Below are 22,014 nucleotides of genomic sequence, written 5' to 3' on the forward strand. Positions count from 1 at the left end.
AATTCAAAACTTGTACTAAATTTTTTGTAAAGCCTGCGGCATAGTTAGAGCCTCCGGCACGCTACCGCAAACGCTTAAGGCATAGCCTCTCCATTAGTTAGGAGAAGTATTCAAAATTCAAAATTAATAATTTAGTCAATAGCCAATCTTCCATAGCGATGAAAACTGACTAATGACTAATGACTAATGGGCTTTTACACCTGCTTTAGCTGCACCTTGTGGTGGAGCAGATGCACCGATAAGACGTTGAATCTCATCTGGTTTGGAAGTTTTGGACATGGCGGCTTCAAAAGAGATCATGCCAGATTTGTAATAATCTGCTAAAACTTTCTCTAAAGTTTGCATTCCTAATTTACCGCCAGTCTGAATAGCTGAATAAATTTGTGAAGTTTTACCTTCGCGAATTAAGTTAGAAATAGCGGGAGTAATAATCATAATTTCTTGTGCCATCACCCGACCATATTCACCTGGTTTGGGGTTTTTCTTAGGTACTAAGGTTTGACTAAATACTGCTACTAAAGAGTTAGATAATTGCACCCTCACTTGGGTTTGTTTTTCGTGAGGGAAAACGTCAATAATCCGGTCAACAGTCTGAGAAGCTGAACTGGTATGTAGCGTACCAAATACTAAGTGACCTGTTTCTGCTGCGGAAATTGCTAAAGAAATAGTTTCTAAATCCCGCATTTCTCCCACTAGAACAATATCTGGGTCTTCCCGTAGGGCAGCTTTTAAGGCATTAGCAAAACTCTTAGTATCTTCACCCAATTGTCGTTGGTGAACTAGGCTTTTAATTGGTTCGTAGACAAATTCAATGGGGTCTTCGACTGTGAGAATATGCTCTGCTTTGGTGCGGTTAATCAAGTCGATCATCGCCGCTAGAGTCGTTGTTTTACCAGAACCTGTAGGGCCTGTCACCAGAATTAATCCTCTGGGTTTATCACACATTTCTCTAACAACATCTGGCAGACCTAATTTTTCAAAATTAGGAATTTTGGAACTGAGCGCCCTTAAACAAGCAGCGTAAGCACCACGCTCTTTATAAACATTCACCCGAAAACGTGCTAAACCTTTCACACCATAGGAACAATCCAACTCCCATGTCTGTTCTAGGGTTTTACGCTGGGTATTGTTGAGCATACTAAAAATCAGTCTTTGGCACTGCTCTGAGGTCAAGATATCATCTCCGATGGGTGTGAGCTTGCCACTAATACGAAAATAGGGAGGCAAACCGGCGGATAAGTGCATATCCGAGCCACCCATTTCAATTAACTGCTCCATCAAGTCTTCAATCATCATTTCCATAGTTTCGCTTCGCTCTAATTTAAAAAAGTGGGGAGTGCTGAGTGCTGAGTGGGGAGTAGGGCGTAAGGAGTGCTAATTTTCTTATCTCCCCCTGCCTTCCCTGCTCCCCTGCTCTCTCTAGGGACTTCATTGACTAATCCTCAAACCGTGGTGTCATACAGTAGGGACAATCTAGCCATTCTGGTTGTAATACAGCATTACAACTCCGACAGGTTAGTCCACTCTTACGCTTGGCTTTTAATTCAGCTTCTAAACCTGTGTCAGTAAACGTCACCCGTTCTACTTCTTCTAGGGTGGTAGAGCCTTGGCGAACTAAGTCTAGACTGTAAGCCAGCAGGGTTTTCATGCCTTCTTCTACAGCTACTTCCTTGATGCGTTCTGTGGGTGCTTCTTCGTTGATTAAAGTTTGCAGTTGTTCAGTTACACGCATCACTTCATAAACACCACAACGGCCTTTGTAACCGACACCATTACAGGTTGGGCAGAGATTATTTTGAGCTTTGGCTTCAGCGATCGCTTCTAGTGATAAAGTATTAGCCTTATAGAAAGTCACCCCCACATCTTGGGAAGCGGTCATGCCATAACGAGCCAGTTCTTCAGGTGTAGGAGTGTAGGGAATCCGACAATCTGAACAGACACGCCGTACCAAACGTTGTGCCAATACCCCAATTAACGAACTAGACACCATGAACGGCTCAATGCCCATTTCTCCCAACCGTGCGATCGCACCTGGGGCATCATTAGTATGTAAGGTAGTTAATACTAAGTGACCAGTTAAAGCCGCCTCAATCGCTGTTTTAGCTGTTTCTTTGTCTCGTGTTTCACCCACCAGTAACACATCTGGATCTTGTCGCAAGAATGCCCGCAATGCTGTGGCAAAATCCAGTCCTTTTTCCCGAATTACCTGTACTTGGGTAATTCCCGGCAAACTGTACTCAATCGGGTCTTCTACCGTACTGATATTAATACCGGGAGAGTTCTTTTCTGATAGTGCTGAATATAGCGAAGTTGTTTTACCAGAACCCGTAGGCCCTGTTACCAAAATCAACCCAAAAGGCTTACTGACCATATCTTGGACAATCTGCAAAGTTTCTGGGTCGGTAATTAACTTATTTAATCCCAGTTGGGTAGAAGAGTTGTCCAAAATCCGCAGTACGACCTTTTCCCCGTAGCGGCTGGGTAAAGTATTCACCCGGAAGTCTACTTTCCGTCCCTCGAACATCCGCCTAATACGTCCGTCTTGGGGTAAGCGTCTCTCGGCAATATCCAGGTTAGAGATGATTTTAAATCGGGCTGTAACTGCGGGAATGATTTTTTTCGGTAGGGGGTCAAAAGCCTCCCGCAACACCCCGTCCTTACGGAAGCGAATGCGGAGGTTTTCTTCTTGTGGTTCGACGTGAATATCAGAAACCTGCTCATGTAAAGCCTTTGCCAAAATTCTATTGACGAGGTTGATAACTGGTGCATCTTCTGCACCCTTCATCGCCGCCCCTAAATCCGCCTCCATCTCTTCAGGGGCATCTTCTAGGTTGAGATTGCTGAGATTTTCTAAATCTTGATTAATATCTGTAAACTTTTCTTGTTCTATATGCTTTTGCCGCACAGCCAAGTCATCCAGATATTGGTTGATTAGCTGTTGGTAATCATCCTGGGTAATCACCATGCGCTTTAATGCCAAACCTTGGGGGCGCAAGATGCGGTTGAGGTCATCGGACGCTTCTAAATTGTCCGGATCAACCATCGCTACTAAAATGCAGGGTGGATTTTGCTGATCATTCTTCGAGAGTGGTACTAAACGATGACGACGGCAGATATCAACTGGAATGAGGGTTTCTATGAGTTGCCCCACCATCGTATCGCCGATGTTATTGACTTCCGGATCAAGGAATTCAACACCGTATAGTATTTTCAGTTCAAATAATTGTTGTTTCTTGTATTGTCTGAGAAACTCAGGTGATAGTTGTCGCCCGGTAATTGACTCCAGCACTTCCGTCAAGGGTCTACCAGACTTGCGACTTTCAATCAGCGCCTGCCTCATTTGGTCGGTATTAACATAGCCAGTTTGCACTAGCTTGCTACCAAAAGGCGAAAACTCTGTTCTTGTAGTGAGAGCGGTACTGCGCCGTTGCGGAGACGATTGAGTCATAGGTGAGCAATGAGTAGGGAAAACCTCTGCTTAGAGTATTCCCAACATGAGCCACAGAATTTTCATCCAGACTCATTAAAACTTTAAACTGCTTGATGCAGTGGGGAAGAATCAATTCAAAATTCAAAATTAAATGGCCTATCCCCCATTCCCCGATTTCATTCGGTTTATCACACCTAGAAGGTCTGTTCACCATTTGTCAAAATAGGATGAAGGTAACACTAGTTCCAGATATATTTCGGACAAAAATTAGCTCTAGTTTACAGCCATCAATTGCAATGGCTACTTAGCTGTGGCGAAATTCTGCCTTAAACAATACCTGGGATGAGTAGACTTAGATAATGATGGACGAAAATAAACAGATAAACAATACAAGCCAGCCATTGGGTGAATCAACAGAGGTAAATCAAGCAATGATGAGCGACTCCCAAGCCCCAAGCAATTCTCACGAATCTGGCAGCGAGGTTAATGAGCAAGTGGCAGCCCCAACTAATGTAGCGGGAGACACTGTACTCACAGAAGAAAATAACTTCGCTGCACCAGAAACGACTGAAGTCGAAACAGCAGCTTTGGCAGAATTGACTCAACATATTGAGTCACTCAAAGCCCAACTAGAAGAACGCAGTACACAGTACATGAGGATTGCGGCAGATTTTGAAAATTACCGCAAACGTACACAAAAGGAAAAAGAAGAGCTGGACGTACAGGTAAAGCGGAATACTCTGATGGATTTGCTGCCTATAGTCGATAATTTTGAACGGGCTAGAGCGCACCTCAAGCCACAAACTGAAGGTGAGATGACAATTCACAAAAGTTATCAGGGAGTTTATAAACAACTCGTAGATTCCCTGAAGCGATTGGGTGTATCGCCAATGCGTCCTGAAGGACAAGAATTTGATCCTAACCTTCATGAAGCAGTAATGCGCGAACCTACGGATGAACATCCTGAAGGAACAGTGTTAGAAGAGTTAGTACGCGGATATTACTTGGGCGATCGCGTGCTACGCCATTCTATGGTTAAGGTGGCTGCTCCAAAGGAAGATGCACCATCTGCACCAGAAAGTCAGTCGAGTCCAGCCGACAGTTAAGCTGTATATGCTCGCCTCGCTGACCAATAGTGCCTAGGTCATAGTAGAGGCGAGCATTGTTAGGGATTGGTTACTGGGGACTAGGAATTTTAGATTTTGCGGAAAGTTCTGTAGGCGGGTTTCCCGCCGTAGGAAACTTTTCAAGACAGATTTTGGATTGAATAATCTAAAATCCACTCATTGAAAGGCTGGGGATTGGGTATAGGTTATTGGACAAGAGTCAAGTCTTAATTTTGAATTGTTTGTCTCCTGCCTCAAGTTAGTCCGCGTAACATTCCGGCAACAGCAGTCAGTAAAAATACTTGAATATGGGAAAAGTTATTGGGATCGACTTAGGCACTACAAATAGTTGTGTTGCAGTTTTGGAAGGTGGTCAACCAATTGTGATTACCAATTCCGAAGGCGGACGAACTACACCGAGTATTGTAGGGTTTGGTAAAAGTGGCGATCGCTTGGTCGGTCAATTAGCAAAACGCCAAGCCGTAACTAATGCTGAAAACACGGTTTTTAGTATCAAAAGATTTATCGGTCGTCGCTGGGATGATACAGAAACAGAGCGCGATCGTGTACCTTATAACTGTGTAAAAGGTCGAGACGATACCGTTGATGTGCAGATTCGCGGACGCAATTACACACCCCAAGAAATATCCGCTATGATCCTGCAAAAGCTCAAACAGGATGCGGAAAACTTCTTAGGTGAAGCTGTAACACAAGCAGTAATTACCGTACCAGCATATTTCACTGATGCCCAACGGCAAGCTACTAAAGATGCTGGCACAATTGCCGGACTGGAAGTGCTACGAATTATTAATGAACCTACAGCTGCGGCTTTAGCCTTTGGTCTAGAAAAGCAAGACCAAGAACAGCTAATTTTGGTATTTGACTTGGGCGGCGGCACATTTGATGTATCTATATTGCAACTAGGCGATGGGGTTTTTGAAGTCAAAGCTACCAGTGGTAATAACCAACTAGGGGGCGATGACTTTGACGGCTGTGTTGTCAGTTGGATGATTGAACGCTTCCAACAACAAGAAGAAATCGACCTTGCCCAAGATAAAATGGCACTGCAACGCCTCCGAGAAGCGGCAGAAAAAGCCAAAATTGAACTCTCTAGCATGGCTAGTACCTCAATTAACCTGCCTTTTATTACGGCTGATCAAACTGGGCCAAAGCATCTAGAGATGGAACTCAGCCGCTCTAAATTTGAAGAATTGGTAGGGCATTTAATTGCAGCCACCATCGAGCCAATGAGTCAAGCTCTCAAAGATGCAGACCTGAAAGCACAAGATATCAACAAAATTATTTTAGTAGGTGGTTCTACTCGGATTCCTGCCGTACAAAACGCGCTGATCAAATTTTTCAACGGCAAAACTCCTGACCGTTCGGTGAATCCCGATGAAGCAGTAGGTTTAGGTGCAGCAATTCAAGCTGGTGTTCTAGGTGGCGAAGTAGATAATCTTTTACTCTTAGATGTCACACCACTATCATTGGGAATTGAAACTTTGGGAGAAGTGTTCACCAAAATCATTGAACGTAACACGACAATTCCTACCAGTAAGTCACAAATATTTTCCACCGCCGTTGATGGACAAACATCCGTAGAAATTCACGTTCTCCAAGGTGAACGGGCAATGGCACGAGATAATAAAAGTCTCGGCAAATTTCTTTTAGCAGGCATTCCTCCGGCCCCTCGTGGTGTACCCCAAATTGAGGTATCGTTTGAAATCGATGTAAACGGTATCCTCAAAGTTGCTGCCCAAGATAAAGGCACAGGTAGAGAACAGAGTATTCGGATTACTAACACAGGTGGATTAAATAGCAATGAAGTAGAACGGATGCGCCAAGAAGCAGAAGTGTTTGCGGAAGAAGATAGAAGACGCAAAGAACTAGTAGACCTCAAAAACCAAGCAGATAATTTGTTATCTAGTTATGAATCTACTCTCAAAGATAATGGTGAATTGATCGGTGAGCAGATGAAAGTTTTAGCCAACGAAAAATTTGCCCTCCTCCAGAGTGTCATGACTAATCCCGCTATTTCCCTGAAAGAATTCCAACAGTGTCTAGAAGACTTCCAACAAACTTTATTTGCGATTGGTGCAAATGTTTACGAGCGGGCTAGCGGACAAAATGATGATGATGACGAAGTAGAAGTAGGCGTAGAAGTAGAAGCCATTTCCGATGGTTCATTATCCTTAGAACATCCGATGAATGGAACTCTAATTCCCCAATTTAATTTTGATTTTGATGACGAAAGCACAGCACAAGCTGATTATGAAGCCATAGATTAGACCTCTTGCAAAAATCCGAAAATGAGATGTGTCATTCTGAATGAAATGTAGAATCTTTGAGGTGTTTCGCTTTGCTCAACATGACAGATTAAGCATTTATGCAGGAGACTCCATGAATTGCCCTCACAAGGAGCAATAAAAATTTATTTTCCCTACTCCCCACTCCCTATTTTCAAGCTAGGTCTATTAGGATTGGGGAGCGGGCATTGTATTTTTCTTCCCCTACCTCCCCTGCTTTCTTGTCCCCAGTCCCTATTCATCAATCACTAATACCTAGCAAGGGGGGTTTTCCACACCTGATGGTGCGGCTAGCCCCTCTATTTCATGAGCAGGCTTTTACCGTGGTACGTAGCACAATTGTAAAAGAGACCGCCGATTGGTCAGTGACAAATCTAATCTGTGTTCTTAATACTGCCAAATTCGGTAGCTTTTTCGTTTCCCGCGAAGAAAGTACCTACGCCTGGCAACTTGCTGGTGATTTTTGTAAAAGGTAACAGGTAAAATCAATTAATTATTAAAATAAGTTAACGCCTACCTTCTGCCTAGTACACTACGGCGTAAATCAACATACCATTTCAAACGAGCAACAGCCTTGATATACGAAACTTTTGACTTTTGACTTCCGCCTTGCGGTACTAGCTTCCAGCCAGCCCCACTTGTGGTGTCTGCTGCCTGATTATCTATTCGTCCTCACTTTTACCTTTGCTATATGGCCCGCGACTACTATGAAATTCTGGGCGTCTCTCGTGACGCTGACAAAGAAGAACTCAAACAAGCTTACCGTCGTCTAGCCCGGAAGTATCACCCAGATGTGAACAAAGAACCGGGGGCGGAGGAGCGATTTAAGGAAATTAACCGTGCTTACGAAGTCCTTTCTGAGCCAGAAACCCGTGCGCGTTACGATCGCTTCGGGCCAGAGGGTGTTTCTGGTGCTGGTGTTGGTTTCCAAGATATGAGCGATATGGGCGGCTTTGCCGATATCTTTGAAAGTATTTTTAGTGGCTTTGCCGGTGGTATGGGTGGCCCAACCCAGAGACGGCGTAGCGGGCCGGCGCGGGGCGATGATTTACGGCTAGACTTAAAGTTAGATTTTCGGGAAGCTGTCTTCGGTGGTGAAAAAGAAATTCGGATTTCTCACCTAGAAACCTGTGAAACCTGTAGTGGTTCAGGCGCAAAACCAGGAACTCGTCCCCGCACCTGTTCGACTTGTAGCGGTTCTGGTCAAGTCCGCCGCGTAACTAGAACGCCCTTTGGTAGTTTCACTCAGGTATCGACTTGTCCCACCTGTAATGGTACAGGCATGGTAATTGAAGACAAATGTGATACTTGTGATGGTAAGGGTACAAATCAAATTACCAAGAAACTGAAAATTACTATTCCCGCAGGTGTGGATAATGGTACACGTCTACGCATATCCCAAGAGGGTGATGCAGGTCAACGTAGTGGTCCTCCAGGCGATTTGTATGTCTACTTGTTCGTGAATGAGGATGAAGAATTTCACCGGGATGGAATTAATGTTCTCTCGGAAATTAAAGTTAGCTATTTGCAAGCAATTTTAGGCTGTCGTTTGGAAGTAGATACGGTAGATGGGCCTGTGGAATTGATTATTCCCGCAGGTACTCAGCCTAATACGGTGATGAAGTTGGAAAATCGCGGTGTACCCCGCTTAGGTAATCCTGTAAGTCGGGGGGATCATCTGTTAACAGTGTTAATTGATATTCCTACCAAGGTGATACCAGAGGAGAGAGAATTGTTAGAGAAGCTGGCTAAAATTAAGGGAGACCGTACTGGTAAAGGTGGTTTAGAAGGTTTTTTGGGAAATCTGTTTAAGTAATGAATCTCTCTCCTTTATTAACTCCTGATGCTCAACTAGATTTGCGTGGCACTCCTTGCCCGATTAATTTTGTGCGGACTAAACTTCGTCTGGAACAAATGTCTCCTGGTGCTTTGCTGGAGGTATGGTTAGACCCTGGCGAACCAATTGAACAAGTTCCTGACAGCTTGACAATGGCTGGTTATCAAGTAGAAAAAATTACAGACTGTACTGGCTATTTTTCTTTGTTAATCCGCCGTCCCGTAACTGCCTAATGAAACTTGGTACTACTGGACAGCTTTTGGGTACTGTGTTAGCTGTGCAAGCTAATTTTTACAAAGTACAGCTAGATCAAGAATTGAGAGCAAGGGAAGCAGAGGAGGTAGGGGGATCAGGGGAGGAAATAAATACACTGTTCCCCTCTACACCTCTACCCCTGCTTTTATGTACTCGCCGAATGCGTTTGAAGAAAATCGGGCAGCAGGTAATGGTGGGCGATCGCGTGGTCGTAGAAGAGCCAGATTGGTCGGGAGGACGCGGGGCGATCGCGGATGTCTTACCCCGTCAAACTGAATTAGACCGACCGCCAATCGCCAATGCTGACCAAATTCTGTTGGTTTTTGCAGTGGCTGACCCACCCCTAGAACCTTACCAACTCAGCCGATTTTTAATTAAGGCTGAATCTACTGGTATAGATGTGCTGTTATGTTTGAATAAAAGCGATTTAGTCAGCCCTAAAGAAAAGCAAGAAATTAGCGATCGCTTATCAAAGTGGGGCTATCAACCCCTATTTATTAGCGTTCAGCAGGAAATTAATATTGGCGAAGTAGCAAAATATCTCAGCCAGAAAATCACCGTTATAGCTGGGCCTTCTGGTGTGGGTAAATCCAGCTTAATTAATGCCTTAATTCCCGATATTAACCTGCGAGTGGGAGAAGTTTCGGGTAAGTTAGCCCGTGGTCGGCATACAACACGCCATGTAGAATTATTTGACTTACCCAATGGTGGTTTATTAGCAGACACCCCCGGCTTTAATCAGCCTGACTTGGATTGCAGTCCACAAGAGTTAGTACATTATTTTCCAGAGGTCAGAGAACGCCTAGCCAATGGTAACTGTAGATTTAATGACTGTTTACATCGAGATGAGCCAGATTGTGTAGTGCGGGGTGAGTGGGAACGATATGAACATTATTTGGAATTTTTAGACGAAGCGATCGCGCGGCAAACACAACTTAACCAACAAGCCGATCCAGAATCCAATTTAAAGCACAAAACCAAAGGTAAAGGCCAAAGCCAATACGAACCAAAACTTGAAAGCAAAAAATATCGCCGAACTTCCCGACGTACTCAAGTACAAGGTTTACAAGATTTGTATGATGATGAAGAATAATCAGCAGTTGATTGGGTAGGGAGTGGGGGATAAGGGGGACAAGAAAGCAGGGGAGGCAGGGGAGGCAAGGGGGAAAAAAATACAATGCCCAATGCCCAATTGCTAATGGCATTGATCCTGATCAAATACTTTAGCTATAGTGAAAAGTTTATTGTGGGTTGATAGTTAATTTCCTCAGATTACTAGTCTGTCACGATCCCAGAAGGTCTTAAAATATTGTTAATTTCCACCTACTCCCTAGACCTTCAATTTATCAGTATCACCCCAAAACACTATGGCTATTGGCTACGTCGCGCTTGTACTCCACGCACACCTCCCCTTCGTTCGTCACCCAGAAAGTGATTATGTGCTGGAAGAGGAATGGCTCTATGAAGCTATTACAGAAACTTACATTCCTTTATTGAAAGTATTTGAAGGCTTAAAGCGAGACGGCATTGACTTTAAAATCACGATGAGTATGACACCACCACTTGTGTCAATGCTCCGTGATCCTTTACTGCAAGAACGTTATGATGCACATCTAGCTCAATTAGAAGAACTTATAGAACTGGAAGCCGAGCGCAATGTCCAAAATGGACATATGCGTTACTTAGCCGAACACTACGCCACTGAGTTTAACGAAGCGCGTCAGATGTGGGAACGCTACAATGGCGATTTGGTTACGGCTTTTAAACAGTTCCAAGACTCTAACAACTTAGAAATCATTACTTGTGGTGCAACTCACGGCTATTTGCCACTGATGAAAATGTACCCCCAAGCTGTGTGGGCGCAAATTCAGGTAGCGTGTGAACACTACGAAGAAACGTTTGGCCGTCCACCTAAAGGTATTTGGTTGCCGGAATGCGCCTATTATGAAGGCTTAGAACGGATGCTAGCCGATGCTGGTTTGCGCTACTTCCTCACTGATGGACATGGTATTCTTTACGCCCGTCCTCGTCCCCGTTTTGGTACGTATACCCCAATTTTTACCGAAACTGGTGTTGCAGCCTTTGGTCGAGATCATGAATCTTCTCAGCAGGTCTGGTCTTCTGAGGTAGGTTATCCCGGTGCAGCAGAATATCGGGAATTTTACAAAGATTTGGGTTGGGAAGCTGAGTATGAGTACATCAAGCCCTATATCATGCCTAACGGCCAACGTAAAAACACTGGTATTAAGTATCATAAAATTACTGGACGAGGCTTGGGTTTATCAGACAAGGCACTCTATGATCCATATTGGGCAAAAGAAAAAGCGGCAGAACACGCGGCTAATTTTATGTATAACCGCGAACGACAAGCAGAACATCTTTACGGAATAATGCAGCGTCCGCCGATTATTGTTTCTCCCTATGATGCAGAGTTATTTGGACATTGGTGGTATGAAGGCCCTTGGTTTATTGATTATCTGTTCCGTAAGTCGTGGTATGACCAAGGAACTTATGCAATGACCCATTTGGCAGACTATTTACGAGCAGAACCAACTCAACAAGTCTGTCGTCCTTCCCAATCAAGTTGGGGTTATAAGGGTTTCCATGAGTATTGGTTAAATGAGACTAATGCTTGGATTTACCCACATCTGCACAAGGCGGCTGAACGCATGATTGAAATTTCCCACCTAGAACCAGAAGATGAATTAGGCTCGAAGGCACTTAATCAAGCAGCGCGGGAATTATTATTGGCGCAATCTTCTGACTGGGCGTTTATTATGCGGACAGGAACTATGGTTCCTTATGCTGTGAGGCGGACGCGATCGCACTTGATGCGCTTTAATAAGCTCTATGAAGATGTGAAAATCGGCAAAATCGATAGCGGTTGGCTGGAAAAGGTCGAATTAATGGATAATATTTTCCCGAATATCAACTACCGCGCTTACCGTCCTTTGTAAGAGTGCTGAGTGCTGAGTGCTGAGTGCTGAGTGCTGAGTAGTGAGTAGTGAGTAGTGAGTGCTGAGTAATAAAAAATTAGATTCTCTAGCCTCTAACCCTTTAGTAGCTTAAAAGCAAAACCCCCAGCGTCAATTACTGGGGGTTTATTATTACTGAAAAATTTAGCATTTTGAATGTTATCGGGACAGATTCTGGCTAGTGTAAGCATCCATAGCATAGGCAGGAGTGCGATCGCTGTAATCTATATCTGTACCAGTAATAGATTTAGCTAGCTTTTCAAAGGATTCAGAACTCCAGTTGCGTTCATGGATGGGCTTTTTCTGCTCTCCTAGGAAATAAGCCATAGTACCTAATACAGAAGCTGCTACCCAACCTAAAGCTAATACTGCAAATAAAATAGTCATTACAAACCTCTTTTTTTATTTTTGTAACTTTATGTAAATAAATATAACTTTCTTGCCACAATATTTGCAATACTCCTTCAGGTGTGCATACCGATCAGGTAGGGTGGGTATTCCTCACTCCCTGAAAATAAAAAAGACAGGTAGTTAGCCTGTCTGAAAAATATTGATTTAGCAAAGAATTTAGAAATTAAGTTCAGCAGCTTGGACTTTTTCAACCTGCTTCTTCTTGAGAACTAGCATGACTTGAGCCATCATTACTAGTGCAATGAAAGCAATCATCCAGCCTACTCTGTTGGCATCTTGCAATACGATTTCTACATCTTTTTGACCGAAACCACCAACGTTGGGGTTGCTGGTTAAAGCATCACCTGCTGTCACTGCCTGACCTTCAGAAACAATCAATTCTGGGCCTGCGGGAATGGTATCAGTAACAACTTCACCGGACTCAGTTTTGATGTTGACTACATATTTAACGCTGCCGTTTTCATCTTCTTCTTTAGCAATCTTGCTAATTGTGCCTGTAGCAGCAGCGTTATAGACGTTATTGTTGCTCTTTTCGCCTGTAGGATAAACTTGTCCACGACCCCGGTTTGCACCAACGTTCACTGCATATTTTCCGAAGTGGATGTTTTTATCCGTTGCAGGGTTGGGAGAAAGGACTGGGAAGACGATTTCCTGATACTGTTCGCCAGGTAAAGGGCCAACAATTACGACGTTTTCTTTATCTTCGCCGTAGGCTTGGAAGTAAACATCGCCAACTTCTTCTTTCAATTCTTCAGAAATACGGTCTGCGGGTGCAATTTTGAAGCCTTCGGGCAACATCAACACAGCACCGACGTTTAAGCCGACTTTAGAGCCATCAGCACCAACTTGTTGAATGCTGGTGTCGTAGGGAATTTTGACGACGGCTTTAAATACCTGATCAGGTAATACCGATTGGGGAACTTCTACTTCTGTTGGCTTGGCTGCTAGGTGGCAGTTAGCACAAACAATTCGCCCTGTCGGTTCGCGGGGGGTTTGTGGGTAGGTTTGCTGCGCCCAGAAAGGGTATGCAGCAGCAGATTGGGGAAGAGCTATGTCGCTGGTAAAGAAAAATGTCACGGCAGCGATCGCTACGAGCAATACTTTTACCATTGCTCTAGCAGAGCGAGTTAACCTCGCTGTTATACAAGCATTTCTCATCTCATTTAAGGACAACGATTGAATTAGTCATTGGTCATTGGTCATTGGTCATTGGTCATTAGTCATTAGTCATTAGTCATTAGTCATTGGTCAATAGTTGATGATTTCTACTATGGACTTTGGACTAAAGACTTATCACTCTCAGCCACAATGAGTTAAGAGTTATGAGTGGAGACAATAATACTCAATACTCAGCACTCAGCACTCAATACTCAGCACTCAGCACTCAATACTCAGCACTCAGCACTGATTAAGCCCACCAAGGTTCTTCGTTTGTGCGGAAGTCGGTTTCAGTCCAAGTCGTGAGAACGATTTTATCGTCTTCCACTTTGGTGTGACTTAAAGCCAAAGAACGTGGTGCTGGGCCACGTACTACCTTACCGGTGGCATCATATTGAGAACCGTGACAAGGACATTTAAACTTATTTTCTGCCACATTCCAAGGAACGACACAACCTAAGTGGGTACAAATGGCGTTGATGCCGTAATCAGTAATAGCTTCTTTACTTTCCACCACAATGTAAGTTGGGTCTCCCTTTAGTCCTTGAACTAGGGTGCGATCGCCTACATTATGGCTTTCTAGAAATTTGCTGACGCTAACATCGTTGCCCAGCTCGTCTTTTGCTGTTGTTCCGCCACCTGCTCCACCCGTTGCAGGTGGAATAAAGTAATTGACAACGGGATACAATGCACCCAGGGCTACACCTGTGACAGTTCCAAAAGTTAGCAGGTTCATGAATTGACGTCGCCCCATATCGGGAACGTCCATAGATTCAGAAAATTGAGCCATAATCTACGCGCTCTTTCGTGTATTTTGTTAAGCGTGTTGACAAGAGTACTAATACTTGAGCATCTCCTGCCTGAGTCGAAATGCTAACGCCGACCGTGATGCTGTATTTCTTTGTTTCAAGATATATTTAGCATCCATTTTGTTAGCATTACATTTCTTTATATCCTTATCATACTTGAGTTACGGAACTTAACATCATAACTAAATGTAAAATCTATTTGAGCAAAACTATGACAGGACAGGAGTTACACCAACTATTGCTGGATAAATGGGGACATTCATACGATGTCCAGTTCCGTCGCACCCAGGGGAAAATCTTTCTGCAAGTCATGTGGAAGTATCTAGAGCAAGCTTCTTTCCCTATGAGTGAAACAGAATATCAAGAGCATCTGGAAAGTGTGGCGAATTATCTTCATGCTTTGGGTGGTGCGGCGCAGGTGCGAACATTTATTACCCAAACACGCGATCGCCCCCGGCTTGGCAAAGCTGTTAGTATCCCCTTAGATTTGGGAGAACGCGCATCTGAATGGATTATTTAATTTTATACCTGAACAATTTTCCTGCATCCTCAAAAATACTGGTGCTTAATTGCTGCGATCGCCATCCTTGGCATTGATGTTTCTAAACTCCAGAAGACTCACAGGAAACATTATTCCTCGCTTCTTGGTAGGAGGATTTAGTGTATTGAATACTCTGTCCCACAATCCCTGAATGCCATAATTTCCCTGAAAGCAAGTGTGATGAAGATCATGGAAATCTGATGGAATAAAAAATATTGACAAAGAACTATGACCTTCTAAATTATAAGCGTTCCCTATAATGCTCCATGCACAAAGTTGAGTGATGTCATATCCAAATATAAATATAGGTAAAATGTCTGTGAGCGTAACAATTACATATTCAATAAAACTCTTATGTCCAGCCACAAAACTTGAGGAATCACGAAATTCATGATGTTTAAGATGGATTTGTTGCAAGAACTTTCTGTGTAGTAGCCAATGGGCAACATAAAAACAAAAATCAGCAACTACTATTCTCATCAAAAACCATCCGAAATTGAGGATTAAGCTGTTTCCCCTATGAACTTCTGGGGCTAAATATAGAATTATTGATGCTGATATCAAAGCTTTGATTTCTCCTATAATGACACCTTTTACAGTGCAGATGGGAAATGATTGCTTTTTTACTTTCTTAACTCTTACTATCAGTTTATCTCTAAGAGAATCATTAGTTTTGATTATTTTTTCAATGAAAAACCCAATACTATAAAATGAAATAGAACCAATTAGCCAGTACAAACTAACTTGCATGATCAAGTTAGTTTCGGCTTTATTTAAAAACCAGTAAAAAACCTGCTGAACAATCGTGCAGCTAATAGCAATTTTTACATAAAACTCAAGTTCATAGCACATATTTAAGAAATATTGCATCTATCTATATAACCTCAATATTTATAGAAAATAATGTTTCTGGTTGCTGATATATTTTTTACTCTTCACAACTTGCACTGGAAGGATAAAGTCGAATACTTTCTTCAAGTAAGGTATCCATGAACATTTTGCGAAGAATATGCTGTATATGGATATGTTTTCCTGGCTTCACCTTGGTCAATGTCCGCAGCAACAAGTTAGATTCACCGAGACTTTCCACTCCATCTATTTGTGTAGATTCGAGGACATCTGAATAATTTGCTTTTAACTCTTGTCCTACTTCCTCAATTACTCTTGTAGATATGAGCTAGGTTGGAATTATAAGGTACGCCAACGTCAACTACTGCAAATATGTACTTGAAATTTGCCTTTTGCTTCTCCAAAAAACTCTGATATCTAGAGTGCAGCAGTTTTATTGTTTCCTGATACACCCTAGCAACTATGAAATAAAAGTATCTGATAAAGCCTTAGCTGTTATTCTTTCGCAGAATAATCATTCCGCGAGAGCGATCACAGGCAGAATCTTTATCAACGCAAGCTTTATACATCAGATGTACAGGGCATTTCCAAAAGCGTGTGTATCGCTTGGGATTTGTATCTGCAACGGTGATTTCCTGAGAACTAGGATTATAGTCTGCTAACAGTGAGAAGTGTCCCCCTTCTAGATTGGGGTTATTGTGAGCAATTTTGGTATTGAAGTTGAAAATATGAATGTCACTTGTATCGAAAACAGCTTTTTCTACAATTTCAATAAACTTCTCCATTGTCATTGATGGATTGTCAAAATATTCCATACTGACGGCAACTGGCAAGTTGGCATTCTGCACATATTTCACACAGGTATCGTATGTCTCCGCTAATGTCATCCCATCATCTAGAACCGAAGCAATTGGTAGTTTCGTGACATAGAAAATATCATCAACTGTGATGGGAAAGCCTAATGCAGTTGCAGCATAGGCGATTGCTGTGACATTACAGCAACGAATCGGTTGTTGAAATTCTGCCATCTGAATATTGTCAAAATCTTTCATTAAACATCTCCTACTTTTAAGCACAATAATTTATTTCAGCTTCCTGATTAGAAAGTGAAACACTAGTAAATTAGTTGCACGGACTTACTGGTTTATGACAATCCTAAAACCAGCGTGCTGATAAAAATTGGGGCGAAACCAGTTGCGGTAATACTTTAAAGCTTCTGTACCGTTAGTGATCCAACATCCACCTAACATCATATGATGTTTGGTATCAAAAAAGATAGCAGAATTGTCTTTATAAAGAAAGTGAGGTTTATATCCTGAAAGCGGATTTAAGTTATCACTCAACCATTCCCAAACATTACCCCGTAAATCGTACAATCCAGAGTGACTTTTAGCGGTTTCTAGCATTCCAACTGGACTAGGTGAGCCAAATCTTAAATTGAGATTATAATTTTCTATATCTTCTATTAAACCGTTACAATAAGTTGCTAAATGGTATTCAGCTTCACTCATTAAACGGGTATCTTTACCTTGCCAACGACAGTAAGCCATTGCTTCATAGTGATTGACTTCAACAGGCCAATCTAGAGGTAATTTAATTTCATCAAACATGGCTCGATATTTATAATTACCATTTTCAGGTAGCCAAAACTTGGGATATTTGATGTTGTTTTCCGTTTTCCAGCACCAAGATTCTTTATCCCAATAATCTTTATTTTCGTAGCCTCCATCCTTGACAAAATAGAAAAAATCGGCATTGGTAATCAGATATTGACTGGCTAAAAAAGGTGCAACTTCAACAGTGCGATCGCCATAATCAATATCCCATCCATAGGTATGATCATCAAAGGCTTTACCTATTTTTACTACACCCCCAGATACTTCTACCATTTCATTTTGGGGTGTATAACCATTACAAGGTGCGTATTCCCAATTTTGCGGACGTTTAACCCTAGAAATTGGTAGTTGGCGAATTAACATCGAAGAAGTTTCAATGTGAATACGCTGGTGTTCTAGTCCCATCATTAAAGCCCATAGGGGATGATTAGGACGAATTGGTAAATCAATTGCAGTTGTTTGAATAAATTGTGAAATTACCTCATAGGCTTTTTGGCGATATTCCCAAACCTTTGCAACTTGTGGCCATTCTAAATGCGCGATCGCTTGATTTAATTCCTGTGGTTTTTCTGGATCAACGCCAATTTCAAACAGGATTTCATAGTCTGAATTAAGGCGTTTTTCTAATAAACCTACCTGGATTAACTTATTGATGTAAAAAACAGGCGAATGACCCAGATAAAAAATGAGAGGATTTCTGAGAGGGTCGGGGTTAAGATAAAATGTTTCTTCGCCGACTAGACTTTCCAAAAGTCTATCTTCCAGTCGCCAAGCATTATCAAAGTAATCGAAAATATCTTGGTTATTGCAACTATCAAGTTTTAGCAGTTCAGTAGATTGAATAATTTTCATTACTTTTATCAGTTTTTGATGGCATTTAGAGTTTTTTGATAGTTGTCTGGATCTGTTCTTAATTCGATATGCAAAAAATCTATTCCCTCTTGCTCTAAAAGTTCTAGAATAGCTCTCAATATCTGCGTCAGCGTCAAGATAAGAATAACAATCCCCAAACTCTGTGGGATCAAAAGATTTGGGGATAAAGAGGAAAGAATTAGGTAAGATATATCCGTAAATTAACTCATAATTTTCGTATTTTAAATTACGTTTTAATTTTCGGAAATTCCTCCGTGGGTTCTCAGTTTTGAGCTATATTTTCATCCATGAAACAATAAGATTTAAGCTTGACAAAGAATCAAGCCAAACCACTGCTTGGGGTCTGTCCAAGTCTTGATGGTCTTCAGTCCTTGTACCTCCAGTTCTTTTTGGATATTTTCTAAATCGAACTTGCGAGAAATTTCAGTGAGAATGCTTTCTCCAGCTTCCAAGAAAACTTTGCAATCTAAAGCTTCTAGAGATACCCAATGGCTCTTTTGGCAATGCAGATACATTTCAATTTGAGCGTCGGCTTGATTATAAATGGCTTGATGAGTAAATAAATTGAGGTCAAAATTACCTTTAAACCGCCAATTTAAATGGGAGAGCATATTCAAATTAAAAGCAGATGTTACTCCTTGATTGTCGTTGTAGGCTGCTTCTAAAATATCTTTGGGTTTTTGTAAATCTAACCCTAGTAAAAAGTAATCACCTGGGTTTAAAGCATCAGCAACTTGTTGTAAAAACCTCTCCGACTCTTGGGGATTGAAATTCCCTATCGAACTTCCCAGAAAGAAAATAATCCGCGAGAGGGAAGCATTAGAGGCTAGTTTGATTAATGCTTGTTCGTAAGTTCCTACTAAGCCATTAATCGATAAATTAGGGTACTTTTTTTGCAGCTTCAGGACACTAGCTTTGAGGATTCCACCACTAACATCAATTGGTACATATTTACATAAACTGGACTTTTTTTGATAAGCATCTAACAGGAAAATAGTTTTGGTAGAACTACCGCTTCCTAACTCTATCAATTCAGATTTACCAGTGATTTGAGCAATTTCATCGGCATATTGACGCAATATCCAAGCTTCTGTTCTGGTGGGATAATATTCTGGTAATTCACAAATTTGTTCAAATAATTCCGAGCCGCGATCATCATAAAAATATTTTGGTGGTAAATTCTTTGGTGTTTGTTTTAATCCTTGAATTACATCATCACCATCATTTTTGAAATATTGATGATGCTCTGCAATAATTGTTAAAGACTTTGTTAGCATTATGCAATTACCTGGACAATTGGACATGAACAATATTAGGAAGATTTCAAATTAAAATTTTAAACCCAGTATCTATTTTATAAAAAATTAATATACTCTTTATCCAATTAATATTTTACCTAAAAATTTAATTGGATAAAGACATTTTTGCTTAAAAACATCTTTTTTGAAGCCAGGGCAGGGTTTGATATTGTCAGAGCTATGATTACTTATTATTTTCGGAATTTACTGCCATTTCAACAATTTTTAATAAATTATTTATGAGCAAATAAATTTATGTGAGTGAAAAATATGGCTTGGGTAGATATAGCAAAACCCAAACTATTTTTATTCTTGTTTCGATTAATAACTGAACTCTATTGAATAACTAATATTATTTAGGGATTTAGCGATCGCCTAATATATACACTTCTAGGGAAACACGAGCAAGGTTGTTATACACGAAACTTGAAACAACAAATAGACAGCCTAATCTAAAGCAGGCTTGTTGCATTTTCTGCATCAGTACCGCTATATGGGCATCTGCGAAACTAGAAATCTCAATATAGATATACTAGACAGTCCATTTTAGCTACAAATTTATGTATGAACTACTACACATAGCAATTATATAGTTATTTGATCAAAGCGAGGATATAAAAATTTCAACTTTTACGTGTTTAAATCATGAGAAATACTAAGAACTATTAAGCAAGATTAAACAATATAATATTTGAAGAGCATAAGAGGATGTTTGAAAAGTTGCTAGAAGTATAAAAATGTCATTCTGGAGAATATATACTGAGATGTTTCTCTACGTTTCCTTCTCTTTAGAAACGCTACCGCAAACGGAACGCTCCGCGCAGCTTGCTTCTCTAAGAGAGGCTGCGCCCTAAGCGTAGCTATGCCGCAGGCTTTACGGAACACTGTGTGAACGCGTAGCGTATCCGTAGGATTCACCCCGAAGGGGTATGCAGAGCGTGTCTTAGTATGCCAAGATTCCAGTTCCGTCGCTTTGCTCAGAACTGCATTCAACATGACATATAGGAGTTCTATTTGATTTCTGAACGAGTTTTTAGATATAGCAGTTCTCGCTGTGAGGTACAAGAAACCCAACCCCCTCTTCCGAAGTTCTGTTCGGCGGAAACTGCCGCTCAGACTTCTCTCCGCCACAAGAAGGGGACTATGATATACCTCATGTGATAGGAAACGCTATAAAAGCCTTGTTGGATATAGATTGAAGTCTCAGTATATTTTCAAAATTTAAACCGGAATTCTATAGAACAAACCTTTTCAAACAACCTTTAATATTGCTATATGATTTATAAAATTCTTTTACCCAAAGGTACATCTCTATCTGGTTGAATTAAAGCAACTTCCCCGTCATCCAGAACTATACCCAAAACCAAAACTTCAGACATGAAATCAGCTATTTGACGAGGTGGAAAGTTTGTCACAGCTAAGATGAATTGGTTGATAATATCCTCTGGCTGATATAGTTTGGTGATTTGTGCGCTAGATTTTTTTATACCCAAATCACCAAAGTCTATCCACAGTTTATAAGCTGGTTTTCGGGCTTTAGTAAATGGCTCTACTTGAACAACTTTACCAACACGAATTTCGACTTTCGCAAAGTCTTCATAGCTGATTTGCATGATTAATCGCTATTTGCCAGAGAGTTTGACTAAACCAATACCACCAAAGTAAAGACCTAAAACAGCACCAGCCAAAAGACTTTGGGTGAGAGGGTCTGTAGAAGGGGTAAGAACAGCACCTAAAATTACTCCCCCCAGAATCACCGATCGCCAACCAGCTAGCATGGTTGCAGAAGAAACAATTCCCAGATTAGCCAGTAACAGTTGGATGATCGGCACTTGGAAGGCTAACCCGGTACTGAACATTAATAACAGTACAAATTCAAAATACTTGTCAATTGACCAAATTTGTTCGACTACATCCGCACCGTAGCTGATAAAGAAATTTAAAGCGGCGGGAATGAGCAGTGAATAAGCAAAAACTAAACCAGCACCAAATAACACACTCGACCCTAAAACTATCGGCCCCAGTAATCGACGTTCACGGCGAGTTAGTCCTGGCAGCACAAACTGGATAACTTGATAAAGTATGAAGGGACTAGAGATGACTATGCCACTGTAGGCTGCAACTTTTATAGAGACAAAGAAATATTCTCCCGGTGCAAGTTGCAGAAATTTAACTCCCTTGGCTGGGACTTCTAGCAGCTGGACAATTGGTTTCACAGCTAGAAAACAACCGACAACTCCCACAGCTACAGCAATCAGGGCATAAAAAATCCGTTGTCGTAATTCTTCTAAGTGGTCGAAAAGAGACATTTCGACCTCATCAGGTAACTCATTTATGGGATGAGGTTCTGAGTTGCCATATCCCTCAGTATCGATGTCAGGAGTGTTTACGGTTTCTAGTTCTTGTGAAGGTGTCATGAGTCAGGTGGTAGGCAACATTTGCTAACTATTCTATCTGGCGAAGCCAATAATTAGAAAGCAGGAGAGCAGAAGAACAGGGTAGCAGGGAGCAGGGAGTAGGGAGCAGGGGAGACAAGGGGAATTTACTCAT

18 protein-coding genes are annotated in these 22,014 nt (G+C 41.6%); 7 read left to right on the forward strand and 11 right to left on the reverse strand.

The genetic code is table 11. The features are described from left to right. Positions 1-183: 183 nt before the first annotated feature. Positions 184-1,302: a type IV pilus twitching motility protein PilT gene (locus tag ACM0OR_RS03895; RefSeq protein WP_414575073.1), complete on the reverse strand. Its 1,119-nt coding sequence runs from the start codon at positions 1,300-1,302 to the stop codon at positions 184-186. Between the two features lie 133 nt (positions 1,303-1,435). Further along, positions 1,436-3,448: a GspE/PulE family protein gene (locus ACM0OR_RS03900; protein WP_414575074.1), complete on the reverse strand. Its 2,013-nt coding sequence runs from the start codon at positions 3,446-3,448 to the stop codon at positions 1,436-1,438. A 341-nt stretch (positions 3,449-3,789) separates the two neighbouring features. Between ACM0OR_RS03900 and grpE the strand changes: the two genes are divergently transcribed. The 6 genes from grpE to ACM0OR_RS03930 all read left to right on the forward strand — a co-directional run bounded on the left by grpE (position 3,790) and on the right by ACM0OR_RS03930 (position 11,891). Beyond that, positions 3,790-4,536: a nucleotide exchange factor GrpE gene (grpE, locus tag ACM0OR_RS03905; protein ID WP_190697010.1), complete on the forward strand. Its 747-nt coding sequence runs from the start codon at positions 3,790-3,792 to the stop codon at positions 4,534-4,536. Positions 4,537-4,844: 308 nt separating this feature from the next. Beyond that, entirely contained in the window at positions 4,845-6,824 is a 1,980-nt protein-coding gene (gene dnaK, locus ACM0OR_RS03910; protein WP_414575075.1) for a molecular chaperone DnaK, read from the forward strand. Between the two features lie 709 nt (positions 6,825-7,533). Further along, positions 7,534-8,658: a molecular chaperone DnaJ gene (gene dnaJ / locus ACM0OR_RS03915; protein WP_190697003.1), complete on the forward strand. Its 1,125-nt coding sequence runs from the start codon at positions 7,534-7,536 to the stop codon at positions 8,656-8,658. Further along, entirely contained in the window at positions 8,658-8,912 is a 255-nt protein-coding gene (locus ACM0OR_RS03920) for a sulfurtransferase TusA family protein (protein WP_190697000.1), read from the forward strand. The genes dnaJ and ACM0OR_RS03920 overlap by 1 nt, the downstream gene beginning before the upstream one ends. After that, positions 8,912-10,027, forward strand: coding sequence for a small ribosomal subunit biogenesis GTPase RsgA (gene rsgA, locus ACM0OR_RS03925; protein WP_414575076.1), 1,116 nt, complete (start codon positions 8,912-8,914; stop codon positions 10,025-10,027). Before ACM0OR_RS03920 ends, rsgA begins: the two co-directional genes overlap by 1 nt. A 274-nt stretch (positions 10,028-10,301) precedes the next feature. Next, a complete protein-coding gene (locus ACM0OR_RS03930; protein WP_323266019.1) occupies positions 10,302-11,891 on the forward strand; it encodes a glycoside hydrolase family 57 protein in 1,590 nt (529 codons plus the stop codon). A gap of 177 nt (positions 11,892-12,068) precedes the next feature. On the opposite strand, the gene ACM0OR_RS03935 is transcribed toward ACM0OR_RS03930, so the two are convergent. The 3 genes from ACM0OR_RS03935 to petC form a co-directional block, all read right to left on the reverse strand. Next, the gene (locus ACM0OR_RS03935) at positions 12,069-12,296 is read right to left on the reverse strand and encodes a photosystem II protein, Psb35-related (protein WP_414575077.1); all 228 of its coding nucleotides are present in this window, start codon (positions 12,294-12,296) and stop codon (positions 12,069-12,071) included. A 180-nt stretch (positions 12,297-12,476) separates the two neighbouring features. Then, positions 12,477-13,478, reverse strand: coding sequence for a cytochrome f (gene petA / locus ACM0OR_RS03940; protein WP_414575078.1), 1,002 nt, complete (start codon positions 13,476-13,478; stop codon positions 12,477-12,479). A 250-nt stretch (positions 13,479-13,728) separates the two neighbouring features. After that, positions 13,729-14,268, reverse strand: a complete 540-nt coding sequence (petC, locus tag ACM0OR_RS03945; protein ID WP_414575079.1) for a cytochrome b6-f complex iron-sulfur subunit — start codon at positions 14,266-14,268, stop codon at positions 13,729-13,731. Between the two features lie 230 nt (positions 14,269-14,498). Here petC and ACM0OR_RS03950 point away from each other — a divergent pair, with 230 nt between their 5' ends. After that, positions 14,499-14,807: a DUF3067 family protein gene (locus ACM0OR_RS03950; RefSeq protein WP_414575080.1), complete on the forward strand. Its 309-nt coding sequence runs from the start codon at positions 14,499-14,501 to the stop codon at positions 14,805-14,807. Positions 14,808-14,852: 45 nt separating this feature from the next. Here ACM0OR_RS03950 and ACM0OR_RS03955 read toward each other — a convergent pair whose 3' ends face one another. The 6 genes from ACM0OR_RS03955 to tatC all read right to left on the reverse strand — a co-directional run bounded on the left by ACM0OR_RS03955 (position 14,853) and on the right by tatC (position 21,881). Next, a complete protein-coding gene (locus ACM0OR_RS03955) occupies positions 14,853-15,698 on the reverse strand; it encodes a sterol desaturase family protein (protein WP_323266023.1) in 846 nt (281 codons plus the stop codon). Between the two features lie 467 nt (positions 15,699-16,165). Beyond that, complete coding sequence (locus tag ACM0OR_RS03960) at positions 16,166-16,729, reverse strand: phytochelatin synthase family protein (RefSeq protein ID WP_323266024.1); 564 nt, start codon at positions 16,727-16,729, stop codon at positions 16,166-16,168. A gap of 84 nt (positions 16,730-16,813) precedes the next feature. Continuing rightward, a complete protein-coding gene (ovoA, locus tag ACM0OR_RS03965; protein WP_323266025.1) occupies positions 16,814-18,145 on the reverse strand; it encodes a 5-histidylcysteine sulfoxide synthase in 1,332 nt (443 codons plus the stop codon). A 323-nt stretch (positions 18,146-18,468) separates the two neighbouring features. Next, complete coding sequence (gene egtD / locus ACM0OR_RS03970; RefSeq protein ID WP_414575083.1) at positions 18,469-19,443, reverse strand: L-histidine N(alpha)-methyltransferase; 975 nt, start codon at positions 19,441-19,443, stop codon at positions 18,469-18,471. A 1,301-nt stretch (positions 19,444-20,744) separates the two neighbouring features. Then, on the reverse strand, positions 20,745-21,080 hold the full coding sequence (locus ACM0OR_RS03975) for a tRNA-binding protein (protein WP_323264823.1): 336 nt from the start codon (positions 21,078-21,080) through the stop codon (positions 20,745-20,747). A gap of 6 nt (positions 21,081-21,086) precedes the next feature. Beyond that, positions 21,087-21,881 carry a twin-arginine translocase subunit TatC gene (tatC, locus tag ACM0OR_RS03980; protein WP_323264818.1) on the reverse strand — a complete coding sequence of 265 codons (795 nt, stop codon included), beginning with the start codon at positions 21,879-21,881 and terminating at the stop codon, positions 21,087-21,089. Positions 21,882-22,014 lie beyond the last annotated feature (133 nt).

Source organism: Anabaena sp. CCY 9402-a (assembly GCF_963920945.1).
Classification (GTDB): Bacteria; Cyanobacteriota; Cyanobacteriia; order Cyanobacteriales; family Nostocaceae; genus Trichormus; species Trichormus minutissimus.

What these genes read in the sequence shown, in the direction of transcription:
- ACM0OR_RS03895 (WP_414575073.1), bottom strand. Translation starts at nt 1,302, where the DNA reads ATGGAAATGATGATTGAAGACTTGATGGAGCAGTTAATTGAAATGGGT.
- ACM0OR_RS03900 (WP_414575074.1), bottom strand. Translation starts at nt 3,448, where the DNA reads ATGACTCAATCGTCTCCGCAACGGCGCAGTACCGCTCTCACTACAAGA.
- grpE (WP_190697010.1), top strand. Translation starts at nt 3,790, where the DNA reads ATGATGGACGAAAATAAACAGATAAACAATACAAGCCAGCCATTGGGT.
- dnaK (WP_414575075.1), top strand. Translation starts at nt 4,845, where the DNA reads ATGGGAAAAGTTATTGGGATCGACTTAGGCACTACAAATAGTTGTGTT.
- dnaJ (WP_190697003.1), top strand. Translation starts at nt 7,534, where the DNA reads ATGGCCCGCGACTACTATGAAATTCTGGGCGTCTCTCGTGACGCTGAC.
- ACM0OR_RS03920 (WP_190697000.1), top strand. Translation starts at nt 8,658, where the DNA reads ATGAATCTCTCTCCTTTATTAACTCCTGATGCTCAACTAGATTTGCGT.
- rsgA (WP_414575076.1), top strand. Translation starts at nt 8,912, where the DNA reads ATGAAACTTGGTACTACTGGACAGCTTTTGGGTACTGTGTTAGCTGTG.
- ACM0OR_RS03930 (WP_323266019.1), top strand. Translation starts at nt 10,302, where the DNA reads ATGGCTATTGGCTACGTCGCGCTTGTACTCCACGCACACCTCCCCTTC.
- ACM0OR_RS03935 (WP_414575077.1), bottom strand. Translation starts at nt 12,296, where the DNA reads ATGACTATTTTATTTGCAGTATTAGCTTTAGGTTGGGTAGCAGCTTCT.
- petA (WP_414575078.1), bottom strand. Translation starts at nt 13,478, where the DNA reads ATGAGAAATGCTTGTATAACAGCGAGGTTAACTCGCTCTGCTAGAGCA.
- petC (WP_414575079.1), bottom strand. Translation starts at nt 14,268, where the DNA reads ATGGCTCAATTTTCTGAATCTATGGACGTTCCCGATATGGGGCGACGT.
- ACM0OR_RS03950 (WP_414575080.1), top strand. Translation starts at nt 14,499, where the DNA reads ATGACAGGACAGGAGTTACACCAACTATTGCTGGATAAATGGGGACAT.
- ACM0OR_RS03955 (WP_323266023.1), bottom strand. Translation starts at nt 15,698, where the DNA reads ATGCAATATTTCTTAAATATGTGCTATGAACTTGAGTTTTATGTAAAA.
- ACM0OR_RS03960 (WP_323266024.1), bottom strand. Translation starts at nt 16,729, where the DNA reads ATGAAAGATTTTGACAATATTCAGATGGCAGAATTTCAACAACCGATT.
- ovoA (WP_323266025.1), bottom strand. Translation starts at nt 18,145, where the DNA reads ATGAAAATTATTCAATCTACTGAACTGCTAAAACTTGATAGTTGCAAT.
- egtD (WP_414575083.1), bottom strand. Translation starts at nt 19,443, where the DNA reads ATGCTAACAAAGTCTTTAACAATTATTGCAGAGCATCATCAATATTTC.
- tatC (WP_323264818.1), bottom strand. Translation starts at nt 21,881, where the DNA reads ATGACACCTTCACAAGAACTAGAAACCGTAAACACTCCTGACATCGAT.